This is a genomic window from Sinomonas susongensis, assembly GCF_005877005.1.
In the GTDB taxonomy this organism is placed as follows: domain Bacteria; phylum Actinomycetota; class Actinomycetes; order Actinomycetales; family Micrococcaceae; genus Sinomonas; species Sinomonas susongensis.
Genome location: NZ_SSNH01000001.1, coordinates 591399 through 613703, shown reverse-complemented (window position 1 = coordinate 613703; position 22305 = coordinate 591399). Strand labels below are relative to the sequence as shown.

Sequence of the window (22305 nt, the reverse complement as noted above, 5' to 3'; positions counted from 1 at the left end):
GAGGCTCAGCGCCACGTTCCGACGCCGATCACAGGCCCCGCCTCGAGCCACGAGGCGAGACCGGCGTACGCCCGGAAGTCCATCGCGAAGCGCACTTGGCTCCCCTGATGCGTCAGTTCCACGATCACGACGTCGGCCTGCACCTTGGGGCGCTCTGCCTCCGTGGGCATTCGGCGGCCTTGCAGTACCAGCGCGCTCCGCGTGAAACGGCGTTTGGGAAGTGGGCTGAGGGATAGCAGGTCGAACCACTCGAGCTCGGTGTCCTGATAACGGCAAACCCCCATCCGCCATGACCCGGAGGACAGGCTGATGGAGGCGTCTACCGTGCCCAGGGTGCGCCGCAGGACGAAGCGGCGCACCCCTAGGGCAAGGAGCAGTGCTGCAAGGAGCAGGAAGACCGCTGCCAGGACGATGAACGGAAGAGCAGAATCGTCCATCAACGAGGGCTAACGGGTCCCCGCGACTGACTCGCTGATGTGGGCGTTGTCCGCGACGATGACCACGCGGTTGCTGTCCACCGAGAAGAAGCCGCCGTCTGCCTCGACCACGATGCGGTCGCCGGAGACGGGCTGGATCTCGATGCTGCCCGCGTCAAGGATCGCAAGGACCGGAGTGTGGCCGGGCAGGATCCCGATCTCGCCGTCGGCCGTGCGGGCCTTCAACATCTTCGCGCCGCCGGACCACACGAAGTGGTCCGCCGCCACGATCTCGACTTCGAGTTCGGCCATGCTACTTCGTCGATTCCTGGATCTTGGCCCAGTTGCGCTCGACATCGTCAAGGCCACCGACGTTGAAGAAGGCCTGCTCGGCAATGTGGTCGAGCTCGCCGTCGCAGATCGCCTTGAAGCCCTCGATCGTGTCCTTGATGGAGACGGTCGAGCCCTCGACACCCGTGAACTGCTTCGCGGTGTAGGTGTTCTGCGAAAGGAACTGCTGGATGCGGCGGGCGCGGGCCACGACGATCTTGTCCTCTTCGGAGAGCTCGTCGACGCCGAGGATCGCGATGATGTCCTGCAGCTCCTTGTTCTTCTGGAGGATCTGCTTGACGCGCACCGCGGTGTCGTAGTGCTCCTGGCCGATGTACTGCGGATCGAGGATGCGCGAGGTCGACGTCAGGGGATCGACAGCCGGGTAGAGGCCGCGCGAAGCAATCTCACGCGAGAGCTCCGTCGTCGCGTCGAGGTGCGCGAACGTCGTAGCCGGTGCCGGGTCCGTGTAGTCGTCGGCGGGGACGTAGATGGCCTGCATCGAGGTGATGGAGTGGCCGCGGGTCGAGGTGATGCGCTCCTGGAGCACGCCCATCTCGTCCGCAAGGTTCGGCTGGTAGCCCACGGCAGACGGCATGCGGCCGAGCAGCGTCGAGACCTCGGAGCCGGCCTGCGTGAAGCGGAAGATGTTGTCGATGAACAGGAGCACGTCCTGGTTCTGCACATCGCGGAAGTACTCCGCCATGGTCAGCGCCGACAGGGCGACGCGGAGACGCGTTCCCGGCGGCTCGTCCATCTGGCCGAACACGAGGGCGGTGTCCTTGAGAACGCCCGCCTCCTCCATCTCGACCCAGAGGTCGTTGCCCTCGCGGGTACGCTCGCCGACGCCCGCGAAGACCGAGGTACCGCCGAAGTTGCGGGCAACACGGGTGATCATCTCCTGGATGAGAACCGTCTTGCCGACGCCGGCACCGCCGAAGAGGCCGATCTTCCCGCCCTTGATGTACGGCGTGAGGAGGTCGATGACCTTGATGCCCGTCTCGAGCATCTCCGTCGAGCCCTCGAGCTGCGCGAAGGACGGTGCCTTGCGGTGGATCGGCCAGTAGTCGGAAGCCTGGATCTCGGACTCGTCGACGTCGAGCGGCTTGCCGAGGACGTTGAAGATGTGGCCCTTGACGCCATCACCGACCGGAACCGAGATCGGGGCGCCCGTGTTCTGGACCTTCGTACCGCGCACGAGGCCGTCGGTGGCCTGCAACGAAATGGCGCGGACGACGTTGTCGCCGAGGTGCTGGGCGGTCTCGAACGTGATGGTACGGGTCCTGCCGTCGAGCGTGATCTCGGTGGTCAGGGCGTTGTACATCTCCGGGATCGAGTCCGCGGGGAACTCGACGTCGACCACCGGACCGATCACGCGGGCGATCCGGCCCGTCGCGCCGGCGGTGGCAACCGCTTCGGGGGCAGTGGCAGTCATGTCTCTCACTTCTCCAGTTTGGCGTGTAGTCAGTCTATTGAGTGGGGCCGAGGCTCCGGGGGCCTCAGGCGTTCAGCGCGTCAGCGCCTGCGATGATCTCGGTGAGCTCCTGCGTGATCTCCGCCTGGCGGGCGGTGTTCCGCAGGCGCGTGTACTTCTTGATCAGGTCGCTCGCATTGTCGCCGGCGTTCTTCATCGCCCGCTGGCGCGAGGCGAGCTCGCTGGCGGCCGCATGCAGCATCGCTGCGAAGATCCGCGACTCGATGTAGCGGGGCAGAAGCGCGTCGAGGACCCTCTCCGGCTCGGGCTCGAATTCGTACAACGGCAGGATCTCGTTCGCCTCGGACGCCTTCTCGGACACAACCTCGAGCGGGAGCAGGCGGATGACGACCGGCTCCTGCACGACCATCGACCTGAACGACGTGTAGACCACGTGGATCTCGTCGACGCCGCCCTCCTCGTACGGTGCCGAGAACGCCTCGAGGAGGACCTTGCGGATCTCCTGTGCACGCTCGAACTCGGGGTTGTCCGTCTGGCCCGTCCACACCTGCACGTAGGCGCGGTTGCGGAAGTCGAAGTACGCCTGGCCCTTGCGGCCGACGAGGTACGTCGCAACTTCCTTGCCTTGGCTGCGCAGGAGCTCCGTGAGGGACTCGGCGCGCTTGAGGATGCCTGCCGAGTAGGCGCCTGCCTGGCCTCGGTCGGCCGTCAGCACGAGGACGGCCGCGCGGCGGACGTTCTCGTGCTCCGTCGTCAACGGGTGCTCGAAGTCGCTCGTCGACGCGACAGCCGAGACCGCACGGGTGATAGCCCGCGCGTACGGCAGTGAGGCAGCGAGCCGAGCCCGCGCCTTGCCGATGCGGGAGGTGGCAATCAGCTCCATCGCCTTGAACATCTTGCGCATCGAGGTCGTCGAGGCGATCTTCTGGCGGTAGACCCGGATCTGGGCACCCATTCTTGTCCTTTCCTGTCCATCGCTGCCCTGCTGGGGCCGCGGCCCGGAGCTGCCCTCCAGACCGACGGCCCCAGCGGGCCACCGAGTGGAATCAGTGCGTCTGCTTGACGATCCGTTCCTGGTTGACGTCGCCCTCGGCAAGAGCCTCGTGCTCCTCGTGGCCCGCCGCGACCAGGTGGCTGTCGCCCTGACCGAAGAAGCCCTGCTTGAAGTCCGTGATGGCGGACTTGAGCGCCTCGGCCGTGTCATCGTCGAGGACGTTCGTCTGGGCGAGCGTCGTCAGGATGGACGTGCGGTGCTTGAGGTATTCGAGGAAATCGGCCTCGAAGCGACGCACATCCTCCACCGGAACGTTGTCGAGGTAGCCGTTGGTGCCGGCCCAGATCGAGACGACCTGCTCCTCGACCGGGAACGGCGAGTACTGCCCCTGCTTCAGGAGCTCCATGAGGCGGGCACCACGGGTCAGCTGCTGGCGCGACGCGGCGTCGAGGTCCGACGCGAACATCGCGAATGCCTGCATGTCCCGGTACTGCGCAAGGTCGAGCTTGAGCGTGCCCGAGACCTTCTTCATCGACTTCACCTGGGCGGCGCCGCCGACTCGGGAGACCGAGATGCCGACGTCGACAGCGGGACGCTGGTTCGCGTTGAACAGGTCCGACTGGAGGAAGATCTGGCCGTCAGTGATGGAGATGACGTTCGTCGGAATGTAGGCCGAAACGTCGTTCGCCTTGGTCTCGATGATCGGCAGACCGGTCATCGAGCCGGCGCCGAGATCGTCCGAGAGCTTCGCACAGCGCTCGAGGAGACGGGAGTGCAAGTAGAACACATCGCCCGGGTAGGCCTCGCGTCCCGGCGGGCGGCGCAGGAGGAGCGAGACGGCACGGTAGGCCTCGGCCTGCTTCGACAGGTCGTCGAAGATGATGAGGACGTGCTTGCCCCCGTACATCCAGTGCTGGCCGATCGCGGAACCGGCGTACGGCGCGAGGTACTTGAAGCCGGCCGGGTCCGAGGCGGGAGAGGCCACGATCGTCGTGTACTCGAGCGCGCCCTTGTCCTCGAGCGTCTGGCGCACGGCCGCGATCGTCGAGGCCTTCTGGCCGATGGCCACGTAGATGCAGCGGACCTGCTTGGTGACATCGCCCGAAGCCCAGTTGGCCCTCTGGTTGATGATCGTGTCGACCGCGATCGCGGTCTTTCCGGTCTGGCGGTCGCCGATGATGAGCTGACGCTGGCCGCGTCCGATCGGGATCATGGCGTCGATCGCCTTGAGGCCGGTCTGCATCGGCTCGTGCACTGACTTGCGCTGGGTGACGCCCGGTGCCTGGAGCTCGAGGGCGCGCGTCGCCTCCGCGGCGATGGGGCCAAGGTCGTCGATCGGCTGACCGAGGGGGTCGACCACGCGGCCGAGGAAGGCGTCACCGACGGGGACCGAGAGGATCTGGCCGGTGCGGTGCACCTCCTGGCCCTCTTCGATGCCGGAGAATTCACCGAGGATGATGACGCCGATCTCACGGACGTCGAGGTTCTGGGCCAGGCCCAGAACGCCGTTCTCGAACCGCAGCAGCTCATTGGCCATGACCGAGGGGAGGCCCTCGACACGGGCGATGCCGTCCGCGGCCTGAACGACCGTTCCGACCTCGACGCGCTCAGCGGTTCCGGGTTCGTAGGACGCCGCGAAGTCGTTCAGCGCATCGCGGACGTCATCGGCATTGATGGTCAATTCGGCCATCTGCAGTCCCTGCTCTCTACATCTCGTGGTCATCATCGGTGCAGTGCTGGCTGTGATGACCGTCTTGTGTGGTTCGAAGTGTGCTGTGACGTCTCAGCCGGCCTGCCCCGCGAGCTGGCGGCGCAGTTCAGTGAGCCGTGCCAGCGTCGAGGCATCGAGGACCTCGTCGCCGACCGTAACGCGGACGCCGCCCAACAGCTGAGGATCGACTGTCGTGTTGATCTTGAGCTCCCGGCGGTACAACTGGTTGAGACCGGTCTGCAACCGCTCAGCCTGATCGCCGGCAAGCGGCCGCGCGACCACGACCTCTGCGATCCACCGCTCCTGGCGCTTGGCGGCCAGGGCAGCGAAACGCTTCACGAGCTCCGTGGGCTTGAGGCCGCGGGGATCCGCCGCCGCCTGCCCAATGAGCAGACGGGCCTCGTCCGAGGCATTCGGGACGAGGCGAAGCGCAAGTGCCCGCTTCGCCTCGGCACTCGCCTGCGGCTCACTCAGGGCCGCCTGCAGATCGTGGCTCTCGTCAACGGTCCGGACGAAGGAGAACAGGTCGTTCTCGACTCGCTCGAGGCCGCCCAGTCCCGACGCCCCCCCGCTCTGTTCGGCGACGGCGATTGCCACAGTCGCTGCCAGGGTCTCGAGTGCATCGCTGATGTCGCGGGAGCCCGCCCAGCGCTGCGAGGCCAGATTCGACACGATCTCCGCCGCGTCGGTCGAGGCCTTGCCGGCAAGAAGCCGCTGGACGAGGGCTGACTTCTCCGCGCCCTCGCGCGACGGGTCCGTGAGTGCTCGGCGGAGGCCCGCCGACGCGTCGAGGACCCGCAGGATGCCGAAGAGCTCGTCCGCCAGCGACAGCGAGGCCGTGGGCAGCTTGGTCTCCAGGTCCGCCAGCGCGGTGGCCAGCGATTGGCTCGATACTCCTGCCATTACTTCGCCGCACCTGCGTTCTGGGCTTCCAGGTCCGCGAGGAAGCGGTCGACTACGCGGCTTGCACGCGCGTCGTCGTCCAGGGCTTCGCCGACAATCCGTCCGGCAAGCGTCGTCGCCATCGAGCCGACCTCGCTGCGCAGGGAGACGAGCGCATGCTGCCGCTCGGCCTCGATCTGCACGTGCGCCTGCTCCGTGAGACGCGCGGCCTCGGCGGCCGCCCGCTCCTTGAGCTCGGCGAGGATCTGGGCGCCCTCGGCACGAGCCTCCTCGCGGATGCGGTTCGCCTCGGTCCGGGCATCGACAAGCTGCTGCTTGTACTCCTCGAGCGCAGCGGAAGCCTCTGCCTGGGCCTTCTCGGCCTTGGCAATGCCGCCCTCGATCGCCTCAGCACGCGCGGCGAAGGTCTTCTCGAACGCTGGCACGACGTACTTGACTGCGATGAAGAGCAGGATGGCAAAGCCGACCGCGGTGACGAGCACCTCCCACCAGTTCGGTGCGAGCGGGTTGGCGCTCTCGGTGGCTGCTTGCACCATGAGCTGATGCATGTGGTCCACCCCTCCTATCTACTGAAGTAGCTGGTTCTCGGCTCGGTAATGCCCGTTTTACTTCAGGACGAAGGCGAAAACGAGCCCGAGGATGGCGAGCGCCTCGGTCAGGGCAAGGCCGAGGAACGCGAGCGGCTGGAGAACGCGCTGCGCCTCAGGCTGACGGGCAACGCCGTTGATGTAGGCCGCGAAGACGAGACCCACGCCGATGGCACCGCCGATGGCGGAAAGACCGTAGCCGATGAGGTTGAGGCTGCCGTTGATCGTGCCGTTCATTGATTTTCCTTTCAATCGCCCGCAGGCAGGTTGATGGGTTGGGTGCCCCCTCCGCGAGGGGAATTCTCAGTGGGCGTCTGCCCCGACCGCGCCCTGGATGTAGATGGCGGTGAGGAGCGTGAACACGTAGGCCTGAAGCACCATGATCAGTGCTTCGAGCATGTACATGGCAACTGCGAAGACCAGCACGAAGACGCTCAGGCCCTTGAGGACGACGTTCTCCTGCTCGACGAGGAATGCGATGCCGGATCCGGCGAGCGCGACGACGAGGTGGCCTGCGAGCATGGTCGCGAAGAGACGGAGGCTGTGCGTCATCGGCCGGACGATGAAGTTCGAGATGATCTCGATCGGCACGACGATCGGCATGATGTACCACGGCACGCCCGACGGGACCACCGCGAGCTTGAGGTACCGGAGGCCGAAGCGCCGCAGGCCCACACCGATCCAGATGACGTAGACGAGGCCCGCAAGGAAGTAGGCGCCGCCGACGTGGGACATCGTCGGGAGCTGGAAGAACGGGATCGCGCCGTAGATGTTGTTCAGCAGGATGAAGAAGAACAACGCGAAGAGCAGCGGCACGAACTTCATGAAGTCGCGGCCGCCGATGACGTCCTTGCCGATGCCGTTGCGCACGAAGCCGTAGAGCTGCTCCCCCAGGAACTGGAGCTTGCCCGGCACGAGCTGCTGCTTCCGGGACGCGGCGATGAAGAACCATGCGATGAAGACGACCGACAGGAGGACGAGCAGCATCTGCTTGTTGAAGCCCTCGTCTGCGCCCCACGGCAGGATCGCCGGGAGGTGCAGGCTTTCGAGGCCGGGAGGGGTGAAAGTGCCGCTGTTGTCGGCGGCCGGAAGCGTGAGCGGGGTCAACGCGATTCCTCTCTTGCAGTGTCCTTCATCGGGCAGGTGCCGGGGCGAGTGGCTTCGACCCCCACATGTGAAATTTTCGGTGGCTCCATCAGGTGCTGCTGTCCCCTTCGACGTCGTCGTCCCCGGGTTCGGCCCGCGCCGGTCCGCGCTGTTGCGTGAAGAGTCCGTGCTTGCCGGCGAGGTACAGGCCGCCGACAATCCCCAGCAGGGCTCCAATGAGCACGAACCAGCGGGTTTTCAGGAGGATATCCAGCCCCCACCCTATCAAACTCCAGACAACGGTCCCGCCAATGATGTAGCTGAAGACGGCCATGCCTGCGTTGTAGCCGCCGTCGCCGTGAGGCTCGCTTTCGGCCGGGCCCTGGGAGCTGCCCCGCTCAGCCATGGGAGCCGCCTCGAGGCGTCGCGCCAGGGGCCGGCGAGGCGCCCGGTCCCGGCTCCTCCGGGTCGTTGAAGATCTGGAGCCGCACACGGCTGAACCCCCACAGCTCGACTGCCTGCCAGACGACGACGGTTACGATTCCAGCCGCCCCGAACCACGGAGGATTGATCCAATTCGGGGTCCCCATCCAGATCAGCACGGCCGCGAAGCCGACGATCTTGATGAGGTAGACGACGGCGAACATTCCAATCGCCCCGGCAGGATTCCGCCGGCCGACGAAGTGCCCCACGAGGAGGCTGATGGCGAAGAAGGCGATGACGACGACGGCCGCGAAGGCGACGCTTCCTGCGGCGGCAGGGCCCGTGGCCACCCAGGCGACGATGGCCAGGATTGCATCCAGTGCCGCGGTCGTTCCCGTGCACAGTCCCGCGAGCCGCAGCCAGAGCGAGGAGAAGCCGACGCCAGCGGGTCCGATACCTCGACCGGGGCGTGGGGGCCTGCTGTTCATCTCGAGCCGTTCGTCGGCGGCCACCGTCGATGTGTGCGCCATCGAAGCGGTGCCGGCGTGGGTGTGGGTGCGGTCTCTATTCTACATGAGATAGAACTCAATGACTGCCGCCCAGGCGCGGGCTCAGGCCGCCTCTCGCGACCCGCCATTGGGAGAGGGCGACGCCGGCCTGGGCTACGATCCACGCGGTTCCGCAGACCCAGAGGGAGAGCCAGTACCACCCTCGGTCAGACCACGTCGGAGAGCCCACCACGAGGATGGCGATCGCGAACGCGACCACCTTCATGAGCACGTCCGCCATGAGCGTGCGCCGACGGAACGGAAGCGTCGAGGCCGCCGCGTGGAGGATCACTACTGGGACTCCTCCGCACACCGCGACGACCGCCAGCGAGAGGAAGGTCGAATAGAGGAGGGGCACTCCCCCATTTCCCAGGCCGGTGAAGCCGAGGAACGTTGCCGCCGCGACCGTCGCCGCGAAGGGGACGGTGAAGCGCGGCACCCACGGCGTCGAGCGGAGCCACACCCGGCGCACGGGACTGCTGGCGACGCTCTCCCTGACCCATGGGTGCATCGTGAGGAAGGCGACGGCCGGCAGGACGATGATGTTGAAGACCGTCAGCGGGACCCACGGGACGAACGCGTATGCGACGCCGCCGAACGCGACGAACGCGGTCCACACGTACATGACGGCCACAGCCTGACGATGCGAGTAGCCGAGGTCGAGCAGCTTGTGGTGCACGTGCTCGCGGTCCGGCGAGAACGGCGACCGTCCGCTCGCAGTCCGCCTCAGCACGGCAAGGATGAGGTCGATGAAGGGAAGGACCATGACGACGATGGGAAGCACGACCGGGACGAAGGTGGGAATGCCTTCCGCGCGGTCGTAGAGGCCCGAGGCGATCTGGCCCGTTGCGACCACACCTCCCGTAGCCATCACGAGGCCGAGCAGCATCGAGCCGGAGTCGCCCATGAAGATCTTCGCCGGATGGGCGTTGTGCGGCAGGAAGCCCACGCAGATCCCCACGAGGAGTGCCATGAGGAGGGTCGAGAGGTCGGTGTAGTCAGGCAGGAGGGCGTTGCGGTGCACCCAGTAGGCCGTCAGGAAGAACGCGAAGCCGCCGATCCCCGCGACGCCCGCCGCGAGGCCGTCGAGGCCGTCCACGAAGTTGACCGCGTTGACCGTCAGGACGATGAGGAACATCGTGAGCCCGATCTGCAGCCATACCTCCGTCACGGGCAGGAGGCCGAGCGGGAGGAACGTGACCCGCGGGCCCCACACGGCGACGATGCCCGCCGCGACGATCTGGCCAGCGAGCTTGACCCAGCTGTTCAGGTCCACGATGTCGTCGATCGCCCCTAGCAGGACGATGAAGGCGGCCCCCGCGAGGACAGCCCAGGTCTGGGGGGTGTCGAAGAAGATCGAGCGGATCCACACCGTCTGGGAAGCCGCCCAGAAGGCAGCGGCGAACCCCGCGAGCATCGCGATCCCGCCGAGGCGGGGCACGGAACGGGTGTGGACATCCCGCTCGCGCACGGGCGAGACGATCCCGAGCCGTAGCGCGACGACGCGCACCACTCCAGTCGCGGCGTATGTGACGATGGCGGCCAGCATGGCCACGAGGACGTAGATGAACATGGGTCAGCCGGCGGCCTCCCCCGAGCCGGCCGTCGCAGGCTCTTCTGGGGCCGGGAGCTCAGTGAAGGCGGTCCGGTAGCCGCGGCGGCGGACCCGCGTGGGCACGAGGCGGTACGCGCCGCGCACCAGCACGTTGCGGCCGAAGGCGAGCGGCCCGAGGTAGCGCGCTCCGAGCAGCCGGCGCTGGAGCCTGAGCTCCGCCACGAGCATCCGGCGGCCGCCGCGGCGGGCGTAGGCTCCCTCGCTCACCCTGTAGAGCACGAGGACGTCCGGCACATTGGCGCCGAGGCTTCCACCGTGGAGCATTCTGGCCCACAGCCAGTAGTCCTCCATGTCCGGCACCCCGCGGTAGCCGCCGGCCGCGCGGACCGCGGAAGCGCGGTACATGACGCTCGGATGATTGAACGGCGTGCGGAAGCCGAGCTGGGCCATGATCTCCCGGTGCGAGACCGGGACGGGACGGCTCGCGAGCCGCTGGGACTCGTCGTCGCCGATCTCGGCGATCGCCGAGCCCACGATGTCGTAGCCCTCGGACAGGAGCGCCAGCTGCCGCTCGAAGCGCTCGGGCAGTGCGACGTCGTCCGCGTCCATGCGCGCGACGACGTCGTGGCGGCAGAGCTCGAGGCCGGCGTCGAGCGCGTCGGCGAGGCCCACCCCAGCGGGGAGCCGCAGCACGTCGGCCTTGTAGTCGGGGTTCCGTTCCGCGTCACGGAGGACGGCCTCGATGTCATCCCCCACCGGGCCGTCCCGCACGATGACGAGCTGGGCCGGTGGGACCGTCTGGTCCACAGTCACGGAGGCGATCGCGCGGCGGACACGCTGCGAGGCGTCGCCGGCGTAGACCGGGAGGAGGACGGAAAAGTCAGACAGCCTGCCTGTTCCGCTGTGGGACTGGGCGTGGGTTCGTACCGGGGCGAAGTCGGCGGCCGCATCGGCTCGGAGCGCTCCGGCGCGTGCCAGGACGTCCTCATTCGGACGCGGGGCACGCGAAAGCGCCTCGCACAGGCCTGCAGCACCGGCCTTCAACACGATGCGCGGGGCCGCGCTGTTCCGCACCATGGTCCCCCAGCGGCGCAGCGTCGAGGCTCCGTAGAGGGCCTTCTCGACGGGGGCGAGCGCGGGCGAGCGGAAGAAGGTCCAGAGCTTGTTGCGCACCTCGAAGCGGAAGCGGTCCCCGACGTCGGAGGTGTGCGAGTCGTACGTCTTCGTGTGGTGCTCGACGACGGAGTCGAGGCTCGCGAGGGCCAGGCGCCGCCGCGCGAGCCGCGCCGTGAATTCGAAGTCGTCGTTCCAGAGGAAGTAGTCGGCGACCGGCAGGCCGAGGGCCCTGATGGCCTCCGCGTCGACGAAGAGCGAGACGAATGACGCCGAGCGCACCACCCTTGCCCGGTGCGCGGCGGCGAAGGACCGGTCGGCCGGAGCCGCGTCCCAGCGGTCCCGCATCGTGTTCATCGGGTGGTCCCGGCCATCGCTCCAGACCACCCGGCTCGCGATGAACGCCGGCTTGTCGGTCGGGGGGCATGCCTCCCACAGGCGCAACGCCTCGGCGAGGGTCTTGGCCAGCGGAACCGTGTCGTCGTCCATGATCCAGACGAGATCCGGGCTATGGCGCGCGACGGCGGCGGCCATCCCGACTGCGAAGCCCCCGGCACCGCCGGTGTTCTCGGAGAGCCGGATCAGCTCGTACTCGAAAGGGACATCCAAGCCCTCGAGGAACTCGCCCGAACCGTCTGTGGAAGCGTTGTCCACCACGACGAGCGCGTCGGGCCGGCGGTCGCCGGAGGCAAGGGCCGAGAGGGACCGCTCGAGCAGCTCGCGCCGGTTGTAGCTGACGACGACAGCGACGACCCGCGGCTCGCGGTCCTCAGTCACGTGGCTGCTCCGCAGCGGCCCCCGCCGTCGTCTCCTGCCCGGTCTCCAGAGCCTCTGGGTTCGCCACCTCCGGCTCCCGCGCCGGCCTCGCCGGGACGGGCTCCGCCCCGGGCGCGACCGCGACCTCTGGCTCTGCCTCGGGCGCCGGGACGGGCTCCGCCTCGGGCGCGACCGCGATCCCTGGCTCTGCCGCGGGCTCCGGGACGGGCTCTTCGCCCAGTCCGAGCACCTCAGGCACGATCTCGCGCAGGGCCTCGAGGCTCACGCCGCCCTGACGCACGACCCGGAGCCGCTCCCCGGTGCAGTCGACAATCGTCGACGGGACACCCTCGGCGCTTCCGTCGACTGGCCGGTAGCCGCCGTCGAGGTAGACCTCGACCGACTCCGCGAGCTGTTCCTGAGCTTCGGCGGCTGTCTGAGCGGCCTTGTGACCTGTTCGGTTGGCGGAGGAGACGGCAAGCGGCCCCGTGATCGTCAGGAGTGCCTGGGCGATCTCGTCGTCCGGGATGCGCAGCGCGACGGTCCCGTGCGTGTCGCCGAGGTCCCAGGTGAGGGACGGCTGCGCGTGGAAGATGAGCGTGAGCGGACCCGGCCAGAACTTCTCGGCGAGTCGCCGCCCGGCCTCCGGGATGTCGGCCGCGAGGCCGTCCATCGTCTGGAGCCGCGGGATGAGCACGGGCGGCGGCATGGAGCGTCCGCGGCCCTTGGCGGCGAGGAGCGTCGCAACGGCCTGAGCCGAGAACGCGTCGGCCGCGATGCCGTAGACGGTGTCCGTCGGCATCACGACGCACTGCTTGGCCGCGATGGCCCGCTGTGCATGGGCAAGCCCCTCGGCTCGCCGTTCCCGGTCGCTGCAGTTGTAGCTCGTGGTCGTCACGGCCCCAATTCTTCCACGCGTGGAGCCTGACTCCGGACAGCGGACGTCGCGCGTGGGAGGCCGTTGAGGTCCTCATGGGACGCTACGTCGGTCCACTTGGGGTCGGCGGCGAGCCGCCGTGCGAGGGAAGCGGCCTGCACCTCGGCGTGCTCCATGACGAAGAATCCGCCCGGGCGAAGCAGCCGCGCCCCGGACGCAATCGCGGCCAGAGGCAGCTCCAGTCCGTCCTCTCCCCCGCCGTACAGAGCGAGTTCGGGGTCGTGCTCGGCCGCCTCGGGCTCCCGCGGAACCATGCCCGACGGGATGTAGGGCGGATTGCTCACGACGACGTCCACGCTGCCGTCGAGTTCGGGGAACGCCGTGCGCAGGTCCCCGAGGACGAGCTCGACGCGCCCGCCCACCTCGGGCAGCGCGACGTTCCGGCGGGCCCATGCGTAGGCGAATTCGGAAAGCTCCACCGCATGGACCCTGCTCGTCGGGCATTCGGCAGCAATCGAGGCGGCGATGGCACCCGAGCCCGTCCCGAGGTCGACGACGACGGGCGCCGGGAGGACGGCGCGGTGGTCCCCGATCCAGTCGAGGGCGAGGGAGACGAGGGTCTCCGTCTCCGGCCGCGGGACGAACACCCCGGGGCCGACGCTCAGCGTGAGGTGACGGAAGTGCGCGGTACCCGTCAGATGCTGGAGGGGGACCCGCTTGGCCCTCTCCTCCACGAGCTCCCAGAAGCCGTCCGGAACGGGGCTGCCCATGATGGCGAGGGCACGCAGCCGCCCGAGGCCGCACGCGAGCAGGTGCTCGGCCAGCAGTTCGGCGTCGGCCCGCGGGCTCGGCACGCCCGCCTCGGCGAGCATCGCCGTCGCCCGCCGCAGCGCGGCCCGGAGGTCCTCGCCGCCCGCACCCGGGGCAGAGCTGCCCATGTGCCTACTCGCCGAGGGAATCGAGGCGGTGCTGCTCGTCCATGTCGATGCAGGACCGGACGAGAGGCTCGAGGTCGCCGTTCATGACGGCATCGAGGTTGTACGCCTTGTAGCCCGTGCGGTGGTCGGCGATCCGGTTCTCGGGGTAGTTGTATGTGCGGATCCGCTCCGAGCGGTCCATGGTGCGGACCTGCGACTTGCGCACCTCAGCGTTCTCCGCGTCGATCTGCTCCTGCTGGTGCGCGAGGAGGCGCGAGCGCAGCACGCGCATCGCGGCCTCGCGGTTCTGCAGCTGCGACTTCTCGTTCTGCATGGCCACGACGATGCCCGTCGGAAGGTGGGTGATGCGCACCGCCGAGTCAGTCGTGTTGACGGACTGGCCGCCGGGACCCGACGAACGGTAGACGTCGATCTTGAGGTCGTTGGCGTTGATCTCGATCTCCTCGGGCTCGTCGACCTCGGGGAACACGAGCACTCCCGCCGCGGACGTGTGGATCCGCCCCTGGGACTCCGTCACGGGCACCCGCTGGACCCGGTGGACGCCGCCCTCGTACTTGAGGTGCGCGTACACGCCCTCGGCCGGATCGTTCGAGCTGCCCTTGATGGCGACCTGCACGTCCTTGTAGCCGCCCAGATCCGACTCGGTGGCGGAGAGGATCTCGGTCTTCCAGCCCTTGGACTCGGCGTAGCGCGTGTACATCCGCAGAAGGTCGGCCGCGAACAGGGCCGCCTCGTCGCCGCCCTCGCCGCCCTTGACCTCGAGGATCACGTTCCGCGCGTCGTTGGGATCGCGCGGGATGAGCAGCCGGCGGAGCTTCTCCTGCGCCGTCGCGAGGGACTGCTCGAGTTCGGGGACCTCTGCAGCGAACTCGGGGTCCTCGGACGCCATCTCCTTGGCCGCCTCGAGGTCGTCGGCGAGCTGCTTCCAGCGGTTATGGGCCTCGACGATGCCGTTGAGCTGGGCTGAGCGGCGGCCGAGCTTCCGCGCGAGCGCCTGGTCCTGGTAGACCGCGGGGTCGCTCAGCTGCTTCTGCAGGTCAGCGTGCTCGTCCAGCAGTCCTTTCACGGACTCGAACATGTGGGGCCTTTCTTAGCGTGGCGGGGTGGGAGCCGACCGTCGGGCGGGTTCCCAGGTTCGGCGTCGAGACGACGACGGCGGCCGGCTCGGAGTGTCCGGGCCGGCCGCCGTGCGGGGCAGCTAGTGCTTGTCGTTCTCCGACTTCGAGGCGAGCGTCGTCTTCTGCACCTGAAGGAGGAACTCGACGTTCGACTGCGTCTCGCGGATCTTCGACGTCAGCAGCTCGAGAGCCTGCTGCGTGTCGAGGCCGGAGAGCACCCGGCGCAGGCGCCACATGATCTTGACCTCGTCCGAGGAGAGGAGATTCTCCTCGCGCCGCGTGCCGGACGCGTTCACGTCGACCGCGGGGAAGATGCGCTTGTCGGCGAGCTGGCGCGACAGGCGGAGCTCCATGTTGCCCGTGCCCTTGAACTCCTCGAAGATGACCTCGTCCATCTTGGAGCCCGTCTCGACGAGCGCCGTCGCGATGATGGTGAGCGATCCACCGTTCTCGATGTTGCGCGCCGCACCGAAGAACCGCTTCGGCGGGTACAGGGCTGCAGAGTCCACACCACCGGAGAGGATGCGTCCGGACGCGGGAGCCGAGAGGTTGTACGCGCGTCCGAGGCGCGTCATCGAGTCGAGGAGCACGACGACGTCCATGCCGAGCTCGACGAGTCGCTTGGCGCGCTCGATCGCGAGCTCGGCGACCGTCGTGTGGTCGTCGGCCGGCCGGTCGAAGGTCGAGGCGATGACCTCGCCGCGCACCGAACGCTGCATGTCCGTGACCTCTTCAGGCCGTTCGTCGACGAGCACCATCATGAGGTGGACCTCAGGATTGTTGACGGTGATCGCGTTCGCGATGGACTGCAGGATGAGCGTCTTGCCCGCCTTCGGCGGCGAGACGATGAGACCGCGCTGGCCCTTGCCGATCGGCGCCACGAGGTCGATCACACGCGGGCCGACCTTCTTCGGGTCGGTCTCGAGCCGCAGACGCTCGGACGGGTAGAGCGGGACGAGCTTGGTGAACTCGACGCGGTTCTTGAGGTCCTCGGTGTTCTTCCCGTTCACGCTCGTCACGCGGACGAGGGCGTTGAACTTCTGGCGGCCGCCCTGGTTCTGGCGGTTGTCCTCGCCGTCGCGCGGTGCGCGGATGGCGCCGACGACGGCGTCGCCCTTGCGCAGGCCGTACTTCTTGACCTGGGCGAGCGGCACGTAGACGTCGTTCGGGCCCGGAAGGTAGCCCGAGGTGCGGATGAACGCGTAGTTCTCGAGGACGTCGAGGATGCCCGCGACGGGGACGAGCACGTCGTCCTCGGTCACCTCGGTCTCGTCGACCTCGGGTCCCTGGGTGCGGCCCCGACGGCGGTCGTTGCGGTCACGGAACCGATCGTTGCGGCTTTCCTCGCGGTCACGGTCACGGTCGCGGCCTCGGCGGTTGCGGCGGCTGCGGCGGTTGCCGTCGTCGCCCTCGCTGTCGTCGCGGCGGCGCTCCTGCTGGCCGCGGTCGCCACGGTCGCCGCGGTCGCGGCGACGCTCGCCGGCCTCCGCGGGCTGGCCCTCAGCCTGGCCTGCTTCGGCAGGTGCCTGCGCAGGCACCTCGGCAGGGGCGGCCTCCGGTGCGGCGTCGGCGGTGGGCGCGGACTCGGCGACCACGGCGCCTTCGCTCTGGGCGCGGCGGTTGCGGTTGCGGGTCCGCGGCTGGCGCGGCGCCTCCGTCGGCGTCGCCTCGGTCGCGGCCTCCGCGGCGGGAGCCGGCTCGGCCTTGGCGGAGCGCTCGGCGGTGGGGGCCTCGCCGGGGAACTGCTCCTGGGCAGGCTGCGTCGGCTGCGCCGGGGCGGGCTGGGCGGACTCGGCCGGGGTCTCGGCGGCCGTCACGACGCCGTCGCTTCCGGCCCGGCGGCGAACACGGCCCCGAGCACGGGCGGGAGCGGCGTCCTCGGCGGCGGGCGCCGCGGTTTCCCTGGCTTCAGGAGCAGCGGCCGGCTGCTCGGACGGCTGGGCGGCGGGCGCGGTGCGGCGCACCACGGGCTCGCCCTTCTGGTGGGCGGAGATGGCGGCCACGAGGTCGCCCTTCCGCATGCGGGAACCGCCGGTGATACCCAGCTGGGAAGCCAGCGCCTGGAGCTGCGCGAGCTTGAGGCCCGCGATGCCCTTGGATTCAGGCGGAGTGGAGGCCTCCACTGCCGGGTTCAGCTCAGTGGTCTGTGTCACGAAGGATCCTTCCCCGTCGACTGCGGCAGCTGTCAGAAGCGGCCGCATCGTGTTGGTGACCGCATTCAGATACAGCGGTCGGATGGCTGCCCCGTCGCGCCAGAACGGCGGAACGGAGCACACTGCGATTCGCCCCAGGGCGTACGAAGGGGGACAGAGCTTGCGGCAGCTGCAAGCGGGCTGACCGGCTGCGGAGCTGGTAGGGACGGCATTCGAAGCGGATGTGCTGGGCCTGCTGGACGTCCCAATACGAAGGACGTGGGCCTGCGGGGCGAAAGCTACCGCGAATGCACTTCTACTCTAGCACCTTCAGGGTCCACAGCGAGCCGCATGACACGCCAGCGAGCACCCGTTCCCCCGGCTTCGCTTCCCAGGGCGAAACGCTCGACGGCGCGCTGCACCTCGTCGGCTTCCGCGGCGCCTCCGGCGAGGGCGAGAACGGTCGGGCCGGCTCCCGAGACGACGGCGGCGTGGCCCTCCGCACGCAGGCGGCGGATGAGCTCCGCGCTCGGCCTCATGGCCGACGCGCGATAGCTCTGGTGCAGGTAGTCCTCGGTGCCCGGCAAGAGCAGCGAGGGATCGTTCGTCAGCGCGTGCACGAGCAATGCGGCGCGCCCGGCATTCGCCGCAGCGGCCTGATGGGGCACCGAAGACGGCAGGAGCGAGCGTGCGAGCTCCGTCGAGAGCTCATAGTCGGGCACCGCGACGATGGGCACGACGTCGGGGTGCACCCGCGCGATCGCGGTCCTGAACGCGTCGCCGTCCTGCCACGAGAGCGCGAGCGAGCCGAAGATCGCGGGCGCGACGTTGTCCGGATGGCCCTCGATCTCGCTGCACAGCTGGAGCACCCACTCGCGGGTGGGCCGTTCGTCGGAAGGGACGAGCTCGGCCGCGGCCAGCACCGCCGCCACGGTGGCCGACGCTGAAGAACCGAGGCCGCGTCCGTGGGGGCTCACGTTCTCGGCCGTGATCCGCAGCCCGGCCCGGCGGTAGCCGAGGCGTGAGAGGGCCGCGTCCACCGTGCGCACCACGAGGTGGCTCTCGTCGCGCGGGAGGGTGTCCGCGCCCTCACCGGCGAGCTCGAAGGCCAGCACGCCGTCGTCGGCCGTCTCGACGCTCACGGTGTCGTAGAGCGACAGGGCGAGGCCCAGGCTGTCGTACCCCGGCCCGAGGTTCGCGCTCGTGGCAGGAACCCGCACGGTGACCCGCTGCCCGGGCTCAACGGTGAGGAGCGAGGACTCCCGGGCAGTCGACTGCATGGTCACGGTCTACGGCTCGAGGCCGAGGACGCCCGCGACGCTCACGACGTCGTTTGCGACCTTGACGGGCTCGACCTGCCCCCCGGCCTCGGTGCGGAGCGCCCACTGGGGGTCCTTGAGGCCGTGGCCGGTGACGGTGCAGACGATCCGGCGGCCCGTCGGGACCTTCCCCGCCGCGTGCATCTTGAGAAGGCCCGCAACGCTCGCGGCCGATCCTGGCTCGACGAACACTGCCTCCTTCGCGGAGAGCCAACGGTGCGCCGTGAGGATCTGCTCGTCCGAAACCGCGTCGATGAGCCCGCCCGACTCGTCCCGCGCTGCGACCGCGGTCTCCCAGGATGCAGGGTTGCCGATCCGGATCGCCGTTGCGATCGTCTCCGGGTGGGTGATCGGGTGGCCCGCGACGAACGGGGCAGCACCCTCGGCCTGGAAGCCCCACATCACCGGCAGCTTCGTCGCGACGGCGGGAAGCGTTCGGGTTGCACCCTCGCCGCCATCCCGGGCCGGGTACTCGGTGTCCTTCGCGTACTCCTTGTAGCCCTTCCAGTAGGCCGAGATGTTGCCCGCATTGCCGACCGGGAGCACGTGGATGTCCGGGGCATCGCCGAGGGCATCCACGATCTCGAAGGCGGCCGTCTTCTGACCCTCGATCCTGGCCGGGTTGACGGAGTTGACGAGGAAGACCGGGTACGCCTCGGCGAGCTTGCGCGCGATCTCGAGGCAGTCGTCGAAGTTGCCGTCGACCTGGAGGAGGGTCGCGCCGTGCGCGATGGCCTGGCTCAGCTTGCCCATCGCGATCTTGCCCTCCGGGACGAGCACGGCACACGTGAGGCCGGCTGTCGTCGCGTAGGCTGCCGCCGAGGCCGACGTGTTGCCGGTCGAGGCGCACACGACCGCCTTCGCGCCCGCCTCGACCGCTGCCGTCATCGCCATGGTCATCCCACGGTCCTTGAACGAGCCCGTGGGGTTCATCCCTTCGACCTTGAGGTACACCTCCGAGCCGGTGAGGGCCGAGAGCTGCTGGGCATGGACAAGCGGCGTGCCACCCTCGCCGAGCGTGATCACTCGGGTCGCCTCGGTGACGGGCAGGCGGTCGGCATATTCGCGGATGACTCCGCGCCACTGGTGGGCCACTAGACTCCTTCGACTCGGAGGACGCTCGTCACGGATTCGACGGCGTCGAGGTTCTTGATGTCGGCGACGGTCTCGGCGAGAGCCTGCTCCGTCGCGCGGTGGGTCACGAAGCGCAGTTCCGCCCGCCCGGTTCCGGAGCCGGGAGCACCGCCTTCCAGCGTCTGGCGCATCGCCTCGATGGAGACGCCGTGCTCGGCGAAGACCGATGCGACCCGTGAGAGGACGCCGGGCTGGTCGGCGACCTCGAGTCCGATGCTGTAGCTCGTGAAGATGCCTTCGACCCCGACCATCGGCAGCCGGCGGGTCGCAGTGTCGGTGCGTCCGGGCGCGCCCGCGACTGCCCGGCGCGCCGTGGAGACGAGGTCGCCCATGACGGCGGACGCGGTGGGACGGCCGCCGGCACCGGCACCGTAGAACATGAGCTGGCCGGCGTTCTCCGCCTCGACGAACACCGCGTTGTAGGCGCCGCGCACGGCTGCTAACGGATGCTCGCGCGGGAGCAGCGTCGGGTGGACTCGGACGCTCGTGCCCTCGGTGGCAGCTCCGCCGTCGCCGGTCCGGACAAGTTCGGCGATGGCCAGAAGCTTGATGACGAAGCCGGATTCCTTGGCCGCGGCGATGTCCTCGGCCGTGACGTTCGCGATGCCCTGGCAGCGCACGTCGTCGAGGCTCACGGGCGTGTGGAAGGCGAGGGTTGCGAGGAGCGCGGCCTTGGCTGCGGCGTCGTGGCCCTCGACGTCGGCCGTCGGGTCCGCCTCGGCGTACCCGAGCCGCTGGGCCTCGGCAAGAGCGTCGGCGAACGCCGCACCGGTGGTGTCCATCTGGTCGAGGATGTAGTTCGTGGTCCCGTTCACGATGCCGAGGACGCGCGTGATGCGGTCGCCCGAGAGGCTCTCCCGGATCGGCCGGATGATCGGGATGGCGCCGGCGACGGCGGCCTCGAAGCTCAGCTCGGCGTTGTTGCGGTCTGCCTCTTCGAACAGCGCCGGACCGTCTTGGGCGAGCAGGGCCTTGTTGCCCGTGACGACAGACGCGCCCTTGCGGATGGCGCGGAGGATGAGCGAGCGGGCTGGCTCGATCCCGCCCATGAGCTCGACCACGAGATCCGCGGAGTCCACGAGCGCCTCGGCATCGTCGGTCAGGAGCTCGCGCGGGAGGTCGACGTCGCGCTTCGAGTCCAGGCTGCGCACGGCGATCCCGGCCAGTTCGAGCCGGGCCCCCGAACGCGCAGCGAGTGCGTCCCCGTCCTCGAGCAGGATGCGCGCGACCTGGCTGCCGACCGTGCCGCAGCCGAGCAGCGCCACCTTCAGCACCTTGCTGGCCTCGGCCCCCGCGGCCTCGTCGGGCAGGGCCTTCCGCTCGGGCCGCGTCTGAGTCTCGGTCATCCGGTCTCCCATCGGGTTGTCACACTCCCATGTCGCGGGAGAGCAGGTCCTGTTCAGTTTCGCCGCGGACGATCCATCGTGCAGAACCGTGACGCACTGCGACGACGCCCGGGCGCCCGAGGTAGTTGTAGTTGCTCGAGAGCGCCCAGCAGTACGCGCCCGTTCCCGGAACGGCGAGGAGGTCGCCGCGGCCGGCGTCGGCGGGCAGGTAGGCGTCGCGCACCACGATGTCGCCGCTCTCGCAGTGCTTGCCGACTACGCGCGTGAGCTGGGGAGGGGCAACGGAGGCCCTGGACGCGAGCACGGCGGAGTAGTCGGCGTCGTAGAGGACGGGCCGGGCGTTGTCGCTCATGCCGCCATCGACGGAGAGGTACCGCCGGACAGCCGTGGAATCAGGGGCCGCACCAGTCTCCGGCACGTCCACCACCACGTCCTTCACCGTTCCGGCGCGGTAGAGCGTGAACGTCGACGGTCCGGCGATGGCCCGGCCCGGCTCGACGGAGATCCTGGGCGGCGTGATCCCGAGCTCGGCGCACGTCGAGCGGACGACGGCGGCCATCGCCTCGGCGATCTGCGCTGGCGGCCGTGGGGCGTCCACGGGCGTGTACGCGATGCCGTAGCCCCCACCCAGGTCGACCTCGGGAAGGCCTACGCCGTATGCCGAACGCATGGCCGCCACGAAGGTCAGGAGCTTCACAGCGGCAAGCTCGAAGCCCTCGGGCTCGAAGATCTGCGACCCGATATGGCAGTGCAGGCCGAGCAGCTCGATGCTGTCGTGGCCCGAGGCAGCGGCGACAGCCTCCTCGGCGGCGGACGCCCCGGCAGCGGCGCCGTCGCCCGATTCCTCGGCCACCTCGGCCCGGAACTCGGCGCTCGCGGTGCCGGGCGCCATGGACAGGCCGAACTTCTGGTCCTCGTGCGCGGTCGCGATGAACTCGTGGGTGTGCGCGTGGACGCCCGGGGTGAGGCGCAGCATGACCTTCGCCCGGGCTTCGCGCCGCTCCGGGTCGTGCGCCCAGTCGCGCTCCGCACGTGCCGCGGCGATCGCGGCGACCCGCTCGAGCTCGTCCAGGCTGTCGACGACGATGCGCCCGACCCGCATGTCGAGAGCGCGTTCGATCTCGGCGTCGGACTTGTTGTTGCCGTGCAGGCCCAGCAGCTCCCCCGGCACTCCGGCCTTGGCAGCGACCGCGAGCTCCCCGCCCGAGCACGTGTCGAGGCGGAGGCCCTCCTCGACAACCCAGGCAGCCACCGCCGAGCACAGGAAGGCCTTGCCCGCGTAGTACACGTCGACTCCCCCGCACACGTCCGCGAATGCCGAATCGAAGGCGTCCTTGAAGGACCGCGCCCGCGTCCGGAAGTCGTCCTCGCTCAGGACGAAGAGCGGCGTGCCGAACTGCTCCGCGAGCTCCCCGACTCCGAGCCCGCCCACGGCGAGCCCGCCGTCGGAGGCCCGCTCGACGTCGTGCGCCCACATCTTGGGCTCGAGCCGGTTGAGGTCGCTCGGCACAGCCAGCCACGTCGGGGCGAGCGGAGAAGGGGAGGCCGCCCGGACGCCTGATCCGTTCGTCGGCTGCGCCACGG

Annotated in this window: 21 protein-coding genes; all 21 read right to left on the bottom strand. The window is 69.1% G+C overall.

Features of this window, described 5'->3' with window-relative positions:
• Positions 1-5 precede the first annotated feature (5 nt).
• Positions 6-437 carry a DUF2550 domain-containing protein gene (locus E6A21_RS02820; protein ID WP_138442573.1) on the bottom strand — a complete coding sequence of 144 codons (432 nt, stop codon included), beginning with the start codon at positions 435-437 and terminating at the stop codon, positions 6-8.
• A gap of 9 nt (positions 438-446) precedes the next feature.
• Positions 447-728, bottom strand: a complete 282-nt coding sequence (locus E6A21_RS02815; RefSeq protein WP_138442572.1) for a F0F1 ATP synthase subunit epsilon — start codon at positions 726-728, stop codon at positions 447-449.
• 1 nt (position 729) lies between these two features.
• On the bottom strand, positions 730-2181 hold the full coding sequence (atpD, locus tag E6A21_RS02810) for a F0F1 ATP synthase subunit beta (protein WP_138442571.1): 1452 nt from the start codon (positions 2179-2181) through the stop codon (positions 730-732).
• 64 nt (positions 2182-2245) lie between these two features.
• The gene (locus E6A21_RS02805; RefSeq protein ID WP_138442570.1) at positions 2246-3136 is read right to left on the bottom strand and encodes a F0F1 ATP synthase subunit gamma; all 891 of its coding nucleotides are present in this window, start codon (positions 3134-3136) and stop codon (positions 2246-2248) included.
• A gap of 91 nt (positions 3137-3227) precedes the next feature.
• Positions 3228-4865 (bottom strand): F0F1 ATP synthase subunit alpha, encoded by a 1638-nt coding sequence (gene atpA, locus E6A21_RS02800; RefSeq protein WP_138442569.1) that lies wholly within the window; start codon positions 4863-4865, stop codon positions 3228-3230.
• Between the two features lie 93 nt (positions 4866-4958).
• Positions 4959-5789, bottom strand: coding sequence for a F0F1 ATP synthase subunit delta (locus tag E6A21_RS02795; protein WP_138442568.1), 831 nt, complete (start codon positions 5787-5789; stop codon positions 4959-4961).
• Positions 5789-6337: a F0F1 ATP synthase subunit B gene (locus E6A21_RS02790; protein ID WP_138442567.1), complete on the bottom strand. Its 549-nt coding sequence runs from the start codon at positions 6335-6337 to the stop codon at positions 5789-5791. Before E6A21_RS02790 ends, E6A21_RS02795 begins: the two co-directional genes overlap by 1 nt.
• Before the next feature lie 57 nt (positions 6338-6394).
• Positions 6395-6613, bottom strand: coding sequence for an ATP synthase F0 subunit C (atpE, locus tag E6A21_RS02785; protein WP_125609928.1), 219 nt, complete (start codon positions 6611-6613; stop codon positions 6395-6397).
• A 66-nt stretch (positions 6614-6679) separates the two neighbouring features.
• The gene (gene atpB, locus E6A21_RS02780) at positions 6680-7483 is read right to left on the bottom strand and encodes a F0F1 ATP synthase subunit A (RefSeq protein WP_138442566.1); all 804 of its coding nucleotides are present in this window, start codon (positions 7481-7483) and stop codon (positions 6680-6682) included.
• A gap of 88 nt (positions 7484-7571) precedes the next feature.
• Positions 7572-7868, bottom strand: a complete 297-nt coding sequence (locus tag E6A21_RS02775) for an AtpZ/AtpI family protein (RefSeq protein ID WP_138442565.1) — start codon at positions 7866-7868, stop codon at positions 7572-7574.
• Positions 7861-8397, bottom strand: coding sequence for a hypothetical protein (locus E6A21_RS02770; protein WP_246036145.1), 537 nt, complete (start codon positions 8395-8397; stop codon positions 7861-7863). The genes E6A21_RS02775 and E6A21_RS02770 overlap by 8 nt, the downstream gene beginning before the upstream one ends.
• A 73-nt stretch (positions 8398-8470) precedes the next feature.
• The gene (locus tag E6A21_RS02765; protein WP_138442564.1) at positions 8471-10006 is read right to left on the bottom strand and encodes a glycosyltransferase family 4 protein; all 1536 of its coding nucleotides are present in this window, start codon (positions 10004-10006) and stop codon (positions 8471-8473) included.
• 3 nt (positions 10007-10009) lie between these two features.
• On the bottom strand, positions 10010-11878 hold the full coding sequence (locus tag E6A21_RS02760) for a glycosyltransferase (protein ID WP_138442563.1): 1869 nt from the start codon (positions 11876-11878) through the stop codon (positions 10010-10012).
• Positions 11871-12755: an L-threonylcarbamoyladenylate synthase gene (locus E6A21_RS02755; protein ID WP_246036144.1), complete on the bottom strand. Its 885-nt coding sequence runs from the start codon at positions 12753-12755 to the stop codon at positions 11871-11873. Before E6A21_RS02755 ends, E6A21_RS02760 begins: the two co-directional genes overlap by 8 nt.
• Complete coding sequence (gene prmC, locus E6A21_RS02750; RefSeq protein WP_138442561.1) at positions 12752-13672, bottom strand: peptide chain release factor N(5)-glutamine methyltransferase; 921 nt, start codon at positions 13670-13672, stop codon at positions 12752-12754. The genes E6A21_RS02755 and prmC overlap by 4 nt, the downstream gene beginning before the upstream one ends.
• A 4-nt stretch (positions 13673-13676) precedes the next feature.
• A complete protein-coding gene (gene prfA, locus E6A21_RS02745) occupies positions 13677-14750 on the bottom strand; it encodes a peptide chain release factor 1 (RefSeq protein ID WP_138442560.1) in 1074 nt (357 codons plus the stop codon).
• 120 nt (positions 14751-14870) lie between these two features.
• Complete coding sequence (gene rho / locus E6A21_RS02740) at positions 14871-16943, bottom strand: transcription termination factor Rho (protein WP_138442559.1); 2073 nt, start codon at positions 16941-16943, stop codon at positions 14871-14873.
• A gap of 278 nt (positions 16944-17221) precedes the next feature.
• The gene (gene thrB / locus E6A21_RS02735; protein WP_138442558.1) at positions 17222-18202 is read right to left on the bottom strand and encodes a homoserine kinase; all 981 of its coding nucleotides are present in this window, start codon (positions 18200-18202) and stop codon (positions 17222-17224) included.
• Between the two features lie 9 nt (positions 18203-18211).
• Positions 18212-19336, bottom strand: a complete 1125-nt coding sequence (thrC, locus tag E6A21_RS02730) for a threonine synthase (protein ID WP_138442557.1) — start codon at positions 19334-19336, stop codon at positions 18212-18214.
• Entirely contained in the window at positions 19336-20721 is a 1386-nt protein-coding gene (locus tag E6A21_RS02725; RefSeq protein WP_138442556.1) for a homoserine dehydrogenase, read from the bottom strand. Before E6A21_RS02725 ends, thrC begins: the two co-directional genes overlap by 1 nt.
• Before the next feature lie 19 nt (positions 20722-20740).
• On the bottom strand, positions 20741-22303 hold the full coding sequence (locus E6A21_RS02720) for a diaminopimelate decarboxylase family protein (protein ID WP_246036143.1): 1563 nt from the start codon (positions 22301-22303) through the stop codon (positions 20741-20743).
• Positions 22304-22305: the final 2 nt, after the last annotated feature.

Excerpts from the sequence above, each read along its gene's own strand:
- E6A21_RS02820 (WP_138442573.1), bottom strand. The coding sequence starts at position 437 with ATGGACGATTCTGCTCTTCCGTTCATCGTCCTGGCAGCGGTCTTCCTG.
- prfA (WP_138442560.1), bottom strand. The coding sequence starts at position 14,750 with ATGTTCGAGTCCGTGAAAGGACTGCTGGACGAGCACGCTGACCTGCAG.
- atpE (WP_125609928.1), bottom strand. The coding sequence starts at position 6,613 with ATGAACGGCACGATCAACGGCAGCCTCAACCTCATCGGCTACGGTCTT.
- E6A21_RS02725 (WP_138442556.1), bottom strand. The coding sequence starts at position 20,721 with ATGACCGAGACTCAGACGCGGCCCGAGCGGAAGGCCCTGCCCGACGAG.
- prmC (WP_138442561.1), bottom strand. The coding sequence starts at position 13,672 with ATGGGCAGCTCTGCCCCGGGTGCGGGCGGCGAGGACCTCCGGGCCGCG.
- E6A21_RS02805 (WP_138442570.1), bottom strand. The coding sequence starts at position 3,136 with ATGGGTGCCCAGATCCGGGTCTACCGCCAGAAGATCGCCTCGACGACC.
- atpA (WP_138442569.1), bottom strand. The coding sequence starts at position 4,865 with ATGGCCGAATTGACCATCAATGCCGATGACGTCCGCGATGCGCTGAAC.
- E6A21_RS02795 (WP_138442568.1), bottom strand. The coding sequence starts at position 5,789 with ATGGCAGGAGTATCGAGCCAATCGCTGGCCACCGCGCTGGCGGACCTG.
- atpD (WP_138442571.1), bottom strand. The coding sequence starts at position 2,181 with ATGACTGCCACTGCCCCCGAAGCGGTTGCCACCGCCGGCGCGACGGGC.
- E6A21_RS02790 (WP_138442567.1), bottom strand. The coding sequence starts at position 6,337 with ATGCATCAGCTCATGGTGCAAGCAGCCACCGAGAGCGCCAACCCGCTC.
- E6A21_RS02765 (WP_138442564.1), bottom strand. The coding sequence starts at position 10,006 with ATGTTCATCTACGTCCTCGTGGCCATGCTGGCCGCCATCGTCACATAC.
- thrB (WP_138442558.1), bottom strand. The coding sequence starts at position 18,202 with ATGCAGTCGACTGCCCGGGAGTCCTCGCTCCTCACCGTTGAGCCCGGG.
- E6A21_RS02815 (WP_138442572.1), bottom strand. The coding sequence starts at position 728 with ATGGCCGAACTCGAAGTCGAGATCGTGGCGGCGGACCACTTCGTGTGG.
- E6A21_RS02775 (WP_138442565.1), bottom strand. The coding sequence starts at position 7,868 with ATGGCTGAGCGGGGCAGCTCCCAGGGCCCGGCCGAAAGCGAGCCTCAC.